This window comes from Sporosarcina ureae, from assembly GCF_002082015.1.
In the GTDB taxonomy this organism is placed as follows: domain Bacteria; phylum Bacillota; class Bacilli; order Bacillales_A; family Planococcaceae; genus Sporosarcina; species Sporosarcina ureae_A.
In genome coordinates this window covers 825,743-838,565 of sequence record NZ_CP015109.1, presented here as the reverse complement: position 1 = coordinate 838,565, position 12,823 = coordinate 825,743, and the positions used below count along the sequence as shown (strand labels likewise).

Annotated in this window: 16 protein-coding genes; 12 read left to right on the top strand and 4 right to left on the bottom strand. The window is 41.5% G+C overall.

Annotated elements, in window-relative coordinates; translation table 11 throughout:
- Positions 1-253: 253 nt before the first annotated feature.
- The 3 genes from SporoP17a_RS04120 to SporoP17a_RS04110 all read left to right on the top strand — a co-directional run bounded on the left by SporoP17a_RS04120 (position 254) and on the right by SporoP17a_RS04110 (position 3,873).
- Entirely contained in the window at positions 254-1,900 is a 1,647-nt protein-coding gene (locus SporoP17a_RS04120) for an ABC transporter permease (RefSeq protein WP_083032820.1), read from the top strand.
- A 5-nt stretch (positions 1,901-1,905) separates the two neighbouring features.
- Positions 1,906-2,583, top strand: a complete 678-nt coding sequence (locus SporoP17a_RS04115; protein WP_083032817.1) for an ABC transporter ATP-binding protein — start codon at positions 1,906-1,908, stop codon at positions 2,581-2,583.
- 213 nt (positions 2,584-2,796) lie between these two features.
- On the top strand, positions 2,797-3,873 hold the full coding sequence (locus tag SporoP17a_RS04110) for a Fe(3+) ABC transporter substrate-binding protein (RefSeq protein ID WP_083035894.1): 1,077 nt from the start codon (positions 2,797-2,799) through the stop codon (positions 3,871-3,873).
- A 287-nt stretch (positions 3,874-4,160) separates the two neighbouring features.
- On the opposite strand, the gene SporoP17a_RS04105 is transcribed toward SporoP17a_RS04110, so the two are convergent.
- Complete coding sequence (locus SporoP17a_RS04105; RefSeq protein WP_083032814.1) at positions 4,161-4,679, bottom strand: gamma carbonic anhydrase; 519 nt, start codon at positions 4,677-4,679, stop codon at positions 4,161-4,163.
- Between the two features lie 107 nt (positions 4,680-4,786).
- Here SporoP17a_RS04105 and SporoP17a_RS04100 point away from each other — a divergent pair, with 107 nt between their 5' ends.
- From SporoP17a_RS04100 to SporoP17a_RS04085, 4 genes are read left to right on the top strand one after another with little or no spacing between them, the layout of a single operon-like run.
- Positions 4,787-5,584 carry an alpha/beta hydrolase gene (locus tag SporoP17a_RS04100; protein ID WP_237262374.1) on the top strand — a complete coding sequence of 266 codons (798 nt, stop codon included), beginning with the start codon at positions 4,787-4,789 and terminating at the stop codon, positions 5,582-5,584.
- 17 nt (positions 5,585-5,601) lie between these two features.
- The gene (locus SporoP17a_RS04095) at positions 5,602-5,976 is read left to right on the top strand and encodes a fluoride efflux transporter FluC (protein WP_167693376.1); all 375 of its coding nucleotides are present in this window, start codon (positions 5,602-5,604) and stop codon (positions 5,974-5,976) included.
- Positions 5,973-6,314 carry a fluoride efflux transporter FluC gene (locus tag SporoP17a_RS04090; protein ID WP_083032808.1) on the top strand — a complete coding sequence of 114 codons (342 nt, stop codon included), beginning with the start codon at positions 5,973-5,975 and terminating at the stop codon, positions 6,312-6,314. Before SporoP17a_RS04095 ends, SporoP17a_RS04090 begins: the two co-directional genes overlap by 4 nt.
- Positions 6,315-6,327: 13 nt before the next feature.
- Positions 6,328-7,071: a thermonuclease family protein gene (locus tag SporoP17a_RS04085; RefSeq protein WP_083032806.1), complete on the top strand. Its 744-nt coding sequence runs from the start codon at positions 6,328-6,330 to the stop codon at positions 7,069-7,071.
- Between the two features lie 156 nt (positions 7,072-7,227).
- On the opposite strand, the gene SporoP17a_RS04080 is transcribed toward SporoP17a_RS04085, so the two are convergent.
- Both SporoP17a_RS04080 and SporoP17a_RS04075 read right to left on the bottom strand, forming a co-directional pair.
- Positions 7,228-7,755 (bottom strand): isoprenylcysteine carboxyl methyltransferase family protein, encoded by a 528-nt coding sequence (locus tag SporoP17a_RS04080; protein WP_083032803.1) that lies wholly within the window; start codon positions 7,753-7,755, stop codon positions 7,228-7,230.
- Between the two features lies 1 nt (position 7,756).
- Complete coding sequence (locus tag SporoP17a_RS04075) at positions 7,757-8,836, bottom strand: type III polyketide synthase (protein ID WP_083032800.1); 1,080 nt, start codon at positions 8,834-8,836, stop codon at positions 7,757-7,759.
- 93 nt (positions 8,837-8,929) lie between these two features.
- On the opposite strand from SporoP17a_RS04075, the gene SporoP17a_RS04070 reads away from it, so the two are divergent.
- Complete coding sequence (locus tag SporoP17a_RS04070; RefSeq protein WP_083032798.1) at positions 8,930-9,958, top strand: LLM class flavin-dependent oxidoreductase; 1,029 nt, start codon at positions 8,930-8,932, stop codon at positions 9,956-9,958.
- On the top strand, positions 9,945-10,250 hold the full coding sequence (locus tag SporoP17a_RS04065; RefSeq protein ID WP_083032795.1) for an AraC family ligand binding domain-containing protein: 306 nt from the start codon (positions 9,945-9,947) through the stop codon (positions 10,248-10,250). The genes SporoP17a_RS04070 and SporoP17a_RS04065 overlap by 14 nt, the downstream gene beginning before the upstream one ends.
- A gap of 56 nt (positions 10,251-10,306) precedes the next feature.
- Here the strand turns inward: SporoP17a_RS04065 and SporoP17a_RS04060 are convergent, their stop codons facing one another.
- Positions 10,307-10,750, bottom strand: coding sequence for a YaiI/YqxD family protein (locus tag SporoP17a_RS04060; protein ID WP_083032793.1), 444 nt, complete (start codon positions 10,748-10,750; stop codon positions 10,307-10,309).
- Between the two features lie 88 nt (positions 10,751-10,838).
- On the opposite strand from SporoP17a_RS04060, the gene SporoP17a_RS04055 reads away from it, so the two are divergent.
- The 3 genes from SporoP17a_RS04055 (at position 10,839) to SporoP17a_RS04050 (ending at position 12,763) form a co-directional block, all read left to right on the top strand.
- A complete protein-coding gene (locus SporoP17a_RS04055) occupies positions 10,839-11,075 on the top strand; it encodes a hypothetical protein (RefSeq protein WP_083032790.1) in 237 nt (78 codons plus the stop codon).
- A 119-nt stretch (positions 11,076-11,194) separates the two neighbouring features.
- Positions 11,195-11,350, top strand: coding sequence for a hypothetical protein (locus SporoP17a_RS16840; protein WP_167693375.1), 156 nt, complete (start codon positions 11,195-11,197; stop codon positions 11,348-11,350).
- A 45-nt stretch (positions 11,351-11,395) separates the two neighbouring features.
- Positions 11,396-12,763: a leucyl aminopeptidase family protein gene (locus tag SporoP17a_RS04050; protein ID WP_083032787.1), complete on the top strand. Its 1,368-nt coding sequence runs from the start codon at positions 11,396-11,398 to the stop codon at positions 12,761-12,763.
- Positions 12,764-12,823 lie beyond the last annotated feature (60 nt).

The window sequence follows — 12,823 nt, the reverse complement described above, 5'->3', positions numbered from 1 at the left end:
CAAGCTCTGTAAAAGGAGTTTGTCTTCATTTTTATATGCCAGAACTTTACTATAAAGATAGTAACCAAATAACCCCATTTCATTTCTTGTTTTATTGTGTCGAACATAAACAGACTAGATTTGTTGAATTCTTGTGAAAACATTGGAAAGCGCAGAGAATTTGTATATACTTGAGAGTGACTTTCATTATATAAGTCACACTTAAAGTACATCATAACCGCCATCGTGCGTAGTAAAGTTGGTATTATACTATATGAAAACATCTATATGGCTAAGAGAGATTCGCCGTCGTGCAAACAGTTGGTTTATCATTACGATGCTAGGGGCACTCGTCATTATTATGCCAGTCGCCTATGTCATACTAAGTTTCTTCCAACCGACGGGTGACAATTGGGAACATATTAAAGAATTTTTGCTTGCTGACTATATTAAAGGGTCAGTTGTTTTAGTTGGATCTGTCGGATTTCTTTCGACGACTATCGGAGTGGTATTCGCCTGGATTGTTGCGGCCTATGAATTTCCATTTCGTAAACAGTTTAAATGGCTGCTGATCATACCTTTGGCTATACCGCCTTATATAGCGGCTTATACATACAGTACGATGACAAGCTATACTGGCATCATTCAATCGTTCTTCCGTAATCATTTCGACTATCAATTCACGCCAGGCACAATCGAGATTATGTCATTGCGTGGAGCGATTTTTGTACTCACGTTATTTCTTTATCCGTATGTGTATATGATTGCGCTCAATTATTTTGAAAAACAAAGCGCATCTTATATTGAGAGCGCCAAAACTCTTGGATTGAATGGCTTCCAGATGTTCTTCCGTTTGGGATTGCCTATCGCACGACCTGCCATCATTGCAGGGGCAATGCTAGTCATCTTTGAAGTGCTAAGTGATTACGGTGTAGCCAGTTTCTTCGGTGTACGAACTATCTCCACCGCGATATTCCAAACTTGGTTCGGAATGTATGACATCCATGCTGCTATGCGTTTGGCTGCCTGGTTGCTCGTCATTATATTGGGGATTTTTATGCTAGAGCGTTTTTTACGCAAAGGTCGGAAATACGATACAAACGTGACACAAAGCAGACCACTTGCGCGTAAACGATTACGTGGATGGACCGCATGGATAGCGTCTCTTACTTGTTTAGCTGTATTCTTAAGCGCCTTTTTACTACCTTTCGTTCAACTGATCTACTGGTCAGTAAAGACTTATGAAAAAGTTTGGCGTTCAGACTTCATCAGCCTAATCACCAACAGTTTATTGGCTGCTTTAATCGGTGCATTGATCATTAGCTTCTTTGCGATCTTGGCAGCCCGTACGATTAACTTGTATCCATCGGTTTCGTCTAACTTACTTGGCCGTATTATGACATCAGGTTATGCAGTTCCAGGAGCAGTCGTCGCAATTGGTGTGCTAGCGCTATTTATTACATTGGATGAAAAATTGGCATTTATCTATCCGAAACTATTAGGCGTGGAATCTGGTACACTTGTATTAAGTATGTCGATCGCTATGCTAATCACAGGGTATGTGATTCGGTTTATGGCACAAGGATTTAATGCAATTGAGTCAGGTTATACCAAAGTGCCACCGTCTTATCGTGAAGCTTCATTCTTACTAGGACGTGGCTTGACATACACGTTTTGGAAAGTAGAATTCCCATTACTGCGCGGTTCGATCTTAATTGGTTTTGCGCTGGCATTCCTAGAAATTATGAAGGAACTACCTCTGACTTTATTGTTGCGCCCATTTAACTTTGATACGCTCGCAACACGGACGTATCAATATGCAATTGATGAACGAATTTATGAAGCAGCGCCATCTTCGTTGTTATTAATTTGTCTAAGCATCTTGTCGGTGATTATTATTTTGAAATTTGAGGAGAAGTGAGAACTATGTTCGTAAACATTCAAAACTTATCATTTCGGTATTCAAAAAAACAGCCGCCCGTCATAGATCGCTTTTCATTTACAATTGAAAAAGGGGAAATTGTAGGGATTGTCGGAGCAAGTGGCAGTGGGAAAAGTACTTTGCTCCGATTGCTTGCAGGATTAGAGGATCCTACGACAGGTAGTATCGAACTGGATAACAGGCAGATTGTAGGAGATAACGTATATATAGAGGCAGAGAAGCGCGGTGTAGGTATGGTGTTTCAGAACTATGCATTATTTCCACATCTGACAGTAAGCGAAAACATTTGTTTTGGTTTGCATAAACTGAAGCGCTCAGAGAAAAAGAATCGCTTGGACGAAATGCTTGAACTCGTTCAATTGAAAGAGTTCGCCAAACGCTATCCCCATGAGCTTAGCGGGGGGCAACAGCAACGCGTGGCATTAGCAAGAGCGTTGGCACCTTCACCGTCCATTCTGTTGATGGATGAGCCGTTCAGTAATTTAGATACGAATTTGAAATCATTGATCCGAATGGAAGTGCGAGATATCTTGCAGAAAGCTAATATCACATGTTTATTTGTATCGCATGATCAAGCAGATGTGGACGCGATTTGTGATCGAACTATCTATATTGACTGTGCAACATATATTGGATCTGAAAAAGAAGCGATCACTGTATAGTGTCGTAAAAGAGAGTGTCGGATAGGCTACCGGCACTCTCTTTACATTTCCAGAAAAAATAGAAAATAAATAGTAGACTTATACTCGGAATTGTATTACAATCTTTTTAGTAATGAAAATGATTCTCATTATCGCATAAAGATATGCCAGATAGATGAGAAAATAAGGAGAGAAATCAATTTGAAGAAGTTTTTATGGGCATTCGCTCTATTGATGCTTGCGGCAGTTTTAGGCGCATGTAACTCAAGTTCCGATAATGAGGAACAAAAAGGAGAACCGGTAAAAGAAGAAGCTCCTACTGAAGAAACAACTGATGCAACAGAAGATGAGAAAACAGGGGGAGAAGTAAACCTCTATACAGCAAGACATTATGACATAGATGCAGCTCTTTATGAAGATTTCACAGAGAAGACAGGCATTAAAGTAAATGTGATCGAAGCGAAAGCGCCAGAACTGATAGAACGTCTAAAGCGTGAAGGACAAAATACATCTGCTGATTTATTTATTACGGTCGATGGCGGGATATTGAACACAGCAAAAGAAGAAGGTCTTTTGCAACCTGTTGAATCTGAAGAAATCGATAAAACAGTACCAGCAGAGCTTCGTGACACAGACAATCAGTGGATTGGATTATCTACTCGTGCACGTGTGATTGTGTATTCAAAAGATCGTGTGAAGCCTGAGGAATTATCAACTTATGAAGATCTTGCAACAGATAAGTGGAAAGACAAATTACTTGTTCGTTCATCTGACAGCTTGTATAACCAATCTTTGATGGCATCATTGATCGCAATTGATGGTGAAGAAAAAGCTAAAGAGTGGGCGCAAGGCATTGCGGATAACTTAGCACGTGATCCTGAAGGAGGAGACCGCGACCAAGCGCGTGCAATCGTTGCAGGTGTTGGCGATGTTGCTATCATGAATAGTTACTACGTAGGTCATATGTCTGTTTCAGACGAACCGGAAGATGTGAAAGTGTTCGACCAGATTGGGGTATTCTTCCCGAACCAAGAAACTACAGGAACACATATTAATATTAGTGGTGCTGGCTTGGTTAAGCACAGTAAAAACAAAGAAAATGCAGTGAAGTTGATCGAGTATTTAACGACTGTAGAAGCACAAGAACAAGTCGCAGAAGAAAACTTTGAGTTCCCGGTTAACGAAGAAGCAAAATTACCTGAAGTGATGGCTGAATGGGGTACATTCACACCACAAAAAGTAGACTTCGCAGATTACGGAAAATATAATCCGAAAGCTGTAGAATTGATGAATGAAGTAGGCTGGAAATAAGTTCAAAAAAAGCAGCTCACCCGGGCTGCTTTTTTGTTTCTAAAAATACATTATGACCATGAATTTTAGATGTGTATGAAACATTTTGGGGCTATCATAAGTCATAGATAGAGTGAAAACTTGTAATTGGTTATAATAGATAAATATAGCTCTGATCATTTACAAAGGCAGTTCATACGAACTGTCTGCTACTATATGATATGTTATTGGAGTATATATCTACCACAGGTGACGTATCCAGCTACTCTCGAAATAAAAACAGCACCCGCTAATAACGGGTGCTTCGATTAGTTCTCTTCTTGTAACGCTTTATATAATTGACCTTTACGTGCATAATCATTGACGATTCTTGTCATGTCTGCGCGATCTTCGTCAGTCAACTCACGAACGACACGAGCGGGAGAGCCAAGTGCTAATGTGTTCGGGGGAATCTTTTTACCTGGAGTTACTAAGCTACCAGCACCGATGAATGCACCTTCACCAACCTCAGCTCCATCGAGCACGGTAGCGCCCATTCCAACGAGTGCACCGGTTTTAATTGTACAGCTGTGAAGCATGACTTTGTGGCCGATCGTCACGTTATCTTCTAAAATTAATGGATACTTAGGGCTTTGATGTAAACAACAGAAATCTTGAATATTTACTTTACGTCCAATAATAGTAGGCGATACATCGCCGCGTATTACAGTGTTGAACCAAATAGATGATTCAGGTCCTATAGTTACATCTCCTGAAATCGTTACGTAATCCGCAATATAGACGGATGGGTCAATTTCTGGTATTTTACCTTCGTATGGGTAGATCAATCAAATCTCCTCTTTTCTACATAATCATGTATAATTTATCGTAACAAACATTTAGTTTTTGTGAAACATAAGAATGAGATAGATAGAATAAGATAGTCAGATAAGGAGTGATAATTTTGTGGAAATGGGAAGCAGAAGGTCAGGCAAAAGGTGTTATCGTTCTTGTACATAACGCTTATGAACATCATAGAAGATATGTATGGCTTATACAGAAGTTTCGAAGCGACGGTTTTCACGTCGTTGCGGGAGATTTACCTGGGCACGGCAAAGAAAGTGTCGAAGTGCATGCAGAAGCATTTAAGGACTACCGCAGATTTATCAAGAAAATGATCCGTAGCGGATTAGATGATAATTTGCCTGTATTTTTATTTGGACATGGTTTAGGAGCTACGTTCTTACTTCGTTTATTACAGATGGAACGGATCGAATGTGCGGGAGTTATTTGTACATCGCCTTGGCTACATCTGGAACATCATCCGCCAATCCGTGCGAAAATGTTTACCAAGTGGTCTCAATCGATGACATTGGATCATGAAATCACGGCCGAACTGCTCTCGCGTAATCCTGAATTTTTAGAGCAATACGCGGAAGATCCAATGTATGTATCCATTGTGACAGGCGGTTGGTACCGTGAATTACAGACACTTATGAAATCTGTCATGCAACCTGATTTAATTATTCAAGATGTACCGTTGTTACTTCATACTGGAGAAGCAGACCAAATCACGAATATTGAATACACACGGAAGTGGGCATTCGCGCAAAACTTATCCGAACTTCAGTTGAAACGATGGAAAGACGTTGAACACGATGTCATCCAAGCACCTGAGCGAGAAGGGGTCTATTTATATACACATTCATTCATCAATAATGTACTTCATTCACTCGGTTATATTATCGAATGATAGTAGGTCGTGAACATATGAGAAAACGTCTGTACATAGGTGTGGCTGGTGCTTTCGGAGCGAGCACAAGGCTGCTGGTCGGTCAGCTACTGATCGTCAGCGGCTCTTTTCCTGTCGCGACGTTCTTGGTGAACATGGTCGGCACGTTTGTACTTTGCTATATAGTAGAACGTGCACGTCTTGGAGGAAGTCTCAGTCCTACGGCGGTAACGGTTATAACTACAGGATTCCTTGGTGCATTTACGACGTTTTCAGCAGTCAATGTAGAAACGATTGAATTGCTAAATGATGGATTTGCTGGACTCGCCGGCACTTACGTTGCTAGTAGTTTAGCAGGTGGACTAGCTATGGCAGCACTTGGTTTTTCATTGGCAAGGAGGTGCTTGTCATGATCTGGCATTTCATTGCAGTTGGGTGTGGTGGATTTATAGGGGCGCTATTGCGTTTTGAGGTATCTGCCAAGCTCAATCGAAAACGTTTGCCATATGGAACATTGCTAGTTAATTCTATTGGAAGCTTCTTCATCGGCTGGATCATAGGTTCAAATCTTTCACTCGGTTGGACATTATTCTTAGCGACTGGTGTGGCAGGTGCTTTAACGACCTATTCTACGTTAATGAAAGAGATTTGGACGTATTGGATTGAAGGCCAAAAATTCCAAGCCATTGGCTATACATTTGTCACGTTCATAGTAGGGATAGGCTTAGCCTTTTTAGGTTTTAGCTTATAGAAATGAGGTTCTGATGAATAACAAAACAACGCAAAAAACGACACAAAACAAACGTAAGAAAAAGATCATTTCATTTTTACTTGCTTTAGGGGTTGCGATCATCGCCATATATTTCCCTGAACTATTTGACGATGAAGAAAAAGAACCAAGTCGTCAAGGTCTGATTCCTGTTGAATTAGTGAAAACAATTGACGGCGATACGATCAAAATTATGTATGAAGGCAAAGAAGAAAATGTACGGTATTTATTAATCGATACACCAGAAACGAACCATCCGCGTCTTGGCAAGCAGCCTTATGGACAGCAAGCAAAAGTTCGAAATCAGGAACTGCTGCAAAAAGGTCAGCTCGAAATCGAGTTTGATGTGGGCGAAAAATATGATAAATACGGCAGGCTATTGGCGTATATTTACATAGATGGCAAGAGTGTGCAAGAGCAATTATTGAAAGAGGGATTGGCGAGAGTTGCTTATGTGTATCCACCGAACACCCGACATCTAGATGCGTTCGAAAAGGCGGAGCAGCAAGCAAAAAAGTCCGGCATCGGAATTTGGACATTGGAAGACTATACGACAGACCGAGGCTTTGATAGTGAAAAATATCCTGTAGATTCTGTGAAGATCCCTGTATATGGTGAAACACAGGACTTCAACAATTGTACAGAGCTTCGTAAAGTATATCCGAAAGGCGTTAAGAAAGGCCATCCAGCATATAAAGCACAGATGGACGGCAACAGTAACGGATGGGCTTGTGAATGACATTAAGACTAAATAACTGACAAAGCAACGTTGATCACATGAGGACAATCTCTACTCCTAGTGAGTTCATGTAGAATACTACTATGTAAGCACTAATAAATAAAAAGAATGAAAACAATTCCTGGTGAGATACGGATTTGTTTTCATTCTTTTTTATTAAAACACTTCATTGTAATTGGTAAGCTCTCGCAGCGCGCGTTCTTCAGCGGGAATGCGAACGGATAGCATCCAGATGTTCAGCAACAGAAAGAGCCCTGCGGTGAAGTACGCACTGAATAGTAAAGGTAATACAATTAGTTCAGTTGTGACAATGACATAGTTCGGGTGGCGGATCCAGCGGTAAGGTCCTTTTTTCTGTACGCTCGCTCCGGGTAGTATCAAAATTTTAGTATTCCAGAACTTTCCTAACGACGACAGACACCAAATACGCAGTACTTGCATCAATAGGAAAATTCCAAGCAAGACGCCCCAGAATGGTGAGAGAGGACGGTCGAATACCAGAACTTCGACTAATAAGGAAACGAAAAAAGCCGTATGCATCAGAACCATCCATTTATAATGGGACGCACCGATTTCTATTGCGCCTTGATTGCGAATCCACTTTTCGTTATGATTAGCGACGGCTAATTCGACTAACCGTTGAATGACGACGATTATAAAAACAAACAGGAATAGTCTGCCCATCTCACTGCCACTCCAACAATAGTAGTTCACCACAGAAACCAGGACCAAGCGCTGCCATTAAACCGTGTTCACCTGCCGTAGGGCGTTGCTCGATAAAATCCTTGAGTACATATAGCACAGTAGGAGACGACATGTTTCCATGGTATTGCAACACTTTTTTCGATGTAGCGGTTTGCTCTTGATTCATATTCAATGCTTTTTGATAAGCATCTAATACTTTTTTACCGCCTGGATGGGCAACAAAATGTTGTACATCTTCCATTGAAAGATTATGATCTTCCACGAATTGATGTACAAATGGTCCTAACCAACTCTTAATGACGTTTGGAATGCTCTTTGAAAATACAACATGCAAGCCATCATTTTTAATATCCCAGCCCATTACATCCTCTGAATCAGGCATGAAACGAGAAGATGTTGCACGGATATGAGGCATCGGACGTGTATGTTTGATCGTAGATTGGTCTCCGGAAACAAGTGCACAAGCTACCCCGTCAGAGAATAACGATACACCGACCAAGTTACTCTTTGACACATCATCTCGTTGAAACGTTAAGCTACACAGCTCTACAGCGAGAACGAGAACATTTGATTCAGGGTAGGCTTTACAGTAATCAAAAGCACGACTCATACCCGAAGCTCCACCTGCGCAGCCAAGACCCCAAATCGGGATACGTTTAATATCATGGCGAAATGGCAATTGGTTTATAAGACGCGCATCAATACTGGGTGTGGAGATGCCACTACTTGAAACAAAGAATATCGCGTCTATTTCCGCTGCATTCACCGGACGCTCAAGCGTTGTCGTATTGGTAAGGCATTTCTCGATTGCCTGTTTACCAAGCGTAACAGCATGCTGAATGTATAAATTATTTTTCGTTTCAAAATCATGGGGCTCTGCATACCATTCCAACGGCATACATACTTGTCGTGAATCAATTTCACCGTTTTGAAACACCTTTAATAAGCGGTCGATATCTTTAAATGAATCGGAAAATAACGAACGAGCAAATGTCATAGCCTCTTCCTGTGGCAAATCAACAGGCGGACTAACTGTACTGACAGATTGGATGATTGGCATAGGGTAACCTCCGTTTAAATTAATAGGAGCGCGAGCAGTGAATTTTGCCGTGGCCTCTAGTAGACTATATGCAATAGAAGAGGAGGACTTGTCTTGAAGATACAATTAAGTATATTAGATCAATCTCCCATAACATCCGGCAGTAATGCTCATGAAGCTCTTCAGCAAACGACCGCTCTTGCGAAGAAAGCGGAAGAATTAGGCTATAACCGCTTTTGGGTGTCGGAACATCATGATGCCCCAACTCTTGCGGGTTCATCTCCTGAAATCCTGATAGCGCATTTGGCTACAGTCACTTCGACTATCCGAATCGGATCAGGCGGTGTCATGCTACCTCACTATTCCCCTTATAAGGTGGCAGAAAACTTCAAAGTGTTAGAAGCTTTGTTTCCTGGGAGAATTGATGCGGGTGTCGGGCGAGCTCCTGCGGGGATGCCACGAGCAACCTATGCTCTCAACAACGGCGAATATCTAAATCGAGATCAATATCCACAACAAATTGATGACCTACAGATGTATCTTCACGACACATTGCCTCAAGATCATCCATATGAGGGGTTAAAAGCAACCCCACTGACGAGCGGTGCACCACCCATTTGGATGTTAGGCACAAGCAAAGAATCAGCGAATTTAGCAGCACAAAAAGGATTGCCTTATATGTTCGCACAATTCATCAATAGTGAAGGAGGCAAGGAAGCAGCGAGGTATTATCGGGATCATTTCCAAGCCTCTGCGTTAATCTCTTCACCTAAGCAAGCGGTAGCGGTATTTTTAATTTGTGCAGAGACGGAGGAAAAAGCAGATTGGATTGCCTCCTCGTTGGATTTGTTAATGGTTATGCAACAGCAAGGAATGCAAGTAGAGGGTACACCTTCACCAAAACAAGCGGCAGCGTATCCATATAGTCAACTGGAGCAAGAGCTTGTTCAATTGAACCGCGAGCGTATGATTATAGGTACGCCCGAATCAGCTCGTAGACAGTTGGAACAAATAGCTGAGGATTTTGAAGCAGAAGAAATCATGCTCGTTTCCATTACGTATGACTTTCATGATAAACTGAAGTCGTATGAATTGATTATGCAAGAATTTTTGAAAGGAGAGAACGTTGATGAATTTGATTGATACAAAAAGTCAATTGACAGAAAAGAAAAAGCATGTGGGGAAAGTAGCGGATGTAGAAAATGCGGTCTTAATGAATATTCAATTGCGTGCAGGTGAAGAAGTAGCAGAGCATGATGCGAATAAGGAAGTATTCATCATCGTACGTAAAGGAAAAGTACGGTTCTTTGTAGAAGGCGAACCGGTTGATGTAACACCAGATAATATCTTGCATATGGTACCGTTGGAAAGACATAGTTTACATGCAATAGAAGATTCGGATATTTTAGTTATTCAAGTGAAGCCATCAACGTAACATAACGAGAGACCGCATGTAAACTTGCGGTCTCTCGTTATGCTATACGGACTCATTTAAGATTGAATAGTTTTACATAATTTACGCAAACTAGAAATAAATCCTTCATTTTGGTCAGCAGTTCGTTTTTTCGGGCCGCGTAAACGACCTCCTGCTCTGCGGATTTTCTGTGCTTTATGACGTGCTGCGAGTAATTGATCAATATTGTCATTTGTATACCATCTGCCATTTTGATCAAGTGGCAAACCTTGTTTCGCCAATGCCATAGCGGCCAATCCATAGTCTTGAGTGACGACGATATCTCCTTTTTTTATCCGATTCACCAAGACAAAATCGACTGCGTCGGCTCCTTTAGAAACAGTAATCGTTTCAGCGCCTTCTCGGTGCATTTCGTGCGCAGTGTCACATATTAACACACAAGGTAAGCCATACTCTTTGGCAATACCGATCGTTTCACTGATTACCGGACAGCCATCTGCATCCACTAAAATCGTTGTCACGTAGTATCTCTCCTTCCGCTACACTTAATAGGTTTAGTATAGCAAATAACGGGAAAGATAAGTAAAAATGCGTGATTGAGGTGATGAAATGGCTGATTTATCAAAAGAACAACGAACGACTGCAGAACAACGTGAACAATATGGACGTGAAATGGATGCGAAGAATGCCGCCCTGGAGAACATAGAAGTTCCACCTGAAAACAGAGCGTTAGCAGACCACGAAATTCCACCACCGTTAACAGAAGAAGAAATACGCGCTAAAGTCGGTAGTCAGAACTATGAAAATGCGACCGATGACAAAGCACCTACGTCAATAAATAGCTAATCAGGTAACCAAAAGGAACATTTTACATGTTCCTTTTTTGCGTTGGGCACTATTCATGAAACTAACCTGTTATCTAATCCGTATATACGCTATACAACTAGATAACGGAGTGATGAAAAATGAATGAAGGATATTTTGTAGGGTGGGGGACATTAGCTTTAATCAATGCAGTGTTGGCGCAAGGGAAAAATAGAAGTGGATTGAACTGGTTTATACTTTCTTTGTTTTTAGGACCACTTGCAACACTCTTCTTAGCGCTATCAGATAAAAAGTGATAAACTATTTAGGAAACCGAAATAGTGGAGGGAGCTATTATAACTATGCAAATGAATGTAGAGATTTTATTCGCAACAGATGGACAAATAACGAAGAATTTGTTGGTGAAGCAATTTGTCGACAATCAAGCTGGAGCATTTTCCACGTTTGTACATGATGGAAAGCAGCTAGTCGTTATAAAAGATACAGAATGGAAAACGGTAGATGCCATTCGCAGTATTGCAGGTGAAATCTCTCGCAATCTTGCGGCACAAAAAGTAGATTCCGCTTCGATTCAAGCAGATCAGCTAGGACAAAAGTGGTCATCTGAAAATGAAGCCATTACTGCCTTCGTGGAAGGATGGCACCTTGGCGCTTATAACTTTGACCGCTACCAATCTAAAAAAGCGGACCCTATCACTACATTAGACGTTCAAGGTGCAGACAAAGCAGCCGTCAAATCAGGAGAAGTACGTGCAGCTGCTATGGCATTTTCTCGAGACTTGATGAATGAACTTTCCGATGTACTGAATCCAGAGACGTATCCAGAAGTATTAAAAGAACATTTCAAAGGAACAAAAGTGAAAATTGATGTACTTGGCAAAAAAGAAATTGAAGAACGTGAAATGAATGGCGTATTGACAGTTTGCCGTGGCAGTAAGTATGAGCCTTCATTCGTAGAGATGACATTGCAGACAGATGCATCCAAACCACTTGTAGCTCTTGTCGGTAAGGGTGTAACGTACGATTCAGGCGGTATCAGCTTGAAAGGCGGACGAGACGACAGTGACATGCGCATGGATATGGGCGGTTCGGCAGCTGTAAGCGGTGCATTATCACTACTAGCTCATTCAGATGCAAAAGTGAATGTAGTCGTGCTGATTCCTATGGTTGAAAATACACCTGGACCTGACGCTGTCATGCCAGGCGAAGTGATTCAATATAAGAATGGCATCAGTGTACAAGTCGGTAATACTGATGCAGAAGGCCGTTTGATTTTAGCGGACGGATTAATTCGTGCAGGTGAATTAAATGCAGATTACACAGTTGATATCGCTACATTGACTGGTGCTGTGGTCGCTGCTCTCGGTACAGAAGTGGGGGGAGTCTTTGGTGATGAAGAGTTATCTGCTAAACTGAAGAAAATTGGCGATCAAAATGGTGACTTCGTTTGGCCACTACCATTAGTGGATGAGTATGAAGAAACTCTAGAAAGTGCCTATGCGGATTGCAATAACATGAGTTCTCTAACTGTTGCCGGGTCGATTACGGCTGGTCTCTTCTTGCGTAAATTCGCACCGAAGAACAACTGGTTGCATGTGGACATGGCGGGCGTCATGGATAAGCAGAAGTCGAAGGGGTATTACACGAAGTCTGCAACGGGCTACGGAGCACGTTTACTTGCGGATTATACAGTGTCATTGACTAAATAAGAAGCATGAAAAAGGATGTCCTAACCAGGCATCCTTTTTTATATTGGTTGTGAGTATATG

Excerpts from the sequence above, each read along its gene's own strand:
- SporoP17a_RS04120 (WP_083032820.1), top strand. The coding sequence starts at position 254 with ATGAAAACATCTATATGGCTAAGAGAGATTCGCCGTCGTGCAAACAGT.
- SporoP17a_RS04115 (WP_083032817.1), top strand. The coding sequence starts at position 1,906 with ATGTTCGTAAACATTCAAAACTTATCATTTCGGTATTCAAAAAAACAG.
- SporoP17a_RS04110 (WP_083035894.1), top strand. The coding sequence starts at position 2,797 with ATGCTTGCGGCAGTTTTAGGCGCATGTAACTCAAGTTCCGATAATGAG.
- SporoP17a_RS04095 (WP_167693376.1), top strand. The coding sequence starts at position 5,602 with ATGAGAAAACGTCTGTACATAGGTGTGGCTGGTGCTTTCGGAGCGAGC.
- SporoP17a_RS04090 (WP_083032808.1), top strand. The coding sequence starts at position 5,973 with ATGATCTGGCATTTCATTGCAGTTGGGTGTGGTGGATTTATAGGGGCG.
- SporoP17a_RS04085 (WP_083032806.1), top strand. The coding sequence starts at position 6,328 with ATGAATAACAAAACAACGCAAAAAACGACACAAAACAAACGTAAGAAA.
- SporoP17a_RS04080 (WP_083032803.1), bottom strand. The coding sequence starts at position 7,755 with ATGGGCAGACTATTCCTGTTTGTTTTTATAATCGTCGTCATTCAACGG.
- SporoP17a_RS04075 (WP_083032800.1), bottom strand. The coding sequence starts at position 8,836 with ATGCCAATCATCCAATCTGTCAGTACAGTTAGTCCGCCTGTTGATTTG.
- SporoP17a_RS04065 (WP_083032795.1), top strand. The coding sequence starts at position 9,945 with ATGAATTTGATTGATACAAAAAGTCAATTGACAGAAAAGAAAAAGCAT.
- SporoP17a_RS04055 (WP_083032790.1), top strand. The coding sequence starts at position 10,839 with ATGGCTGATTTATCAAAAGAACAACGAACGACTGCAGAACAACGTGAA.
- SporoP17a_RS16840 (WP_167693375.1), top strand. The coding sequence starts at position 11,195 with ATGAATGAAGGATATTTTGTAGGGTGGGGGACATTAGCTTTAATCAAT.
- SporoP17a_RS04050 (WP_083032787.1), top strand. The coding sequence starts at position 11,396 with ATGCAAATGAATGTAGAGATTTTATTCGCAACAGATGGACAAATAACG.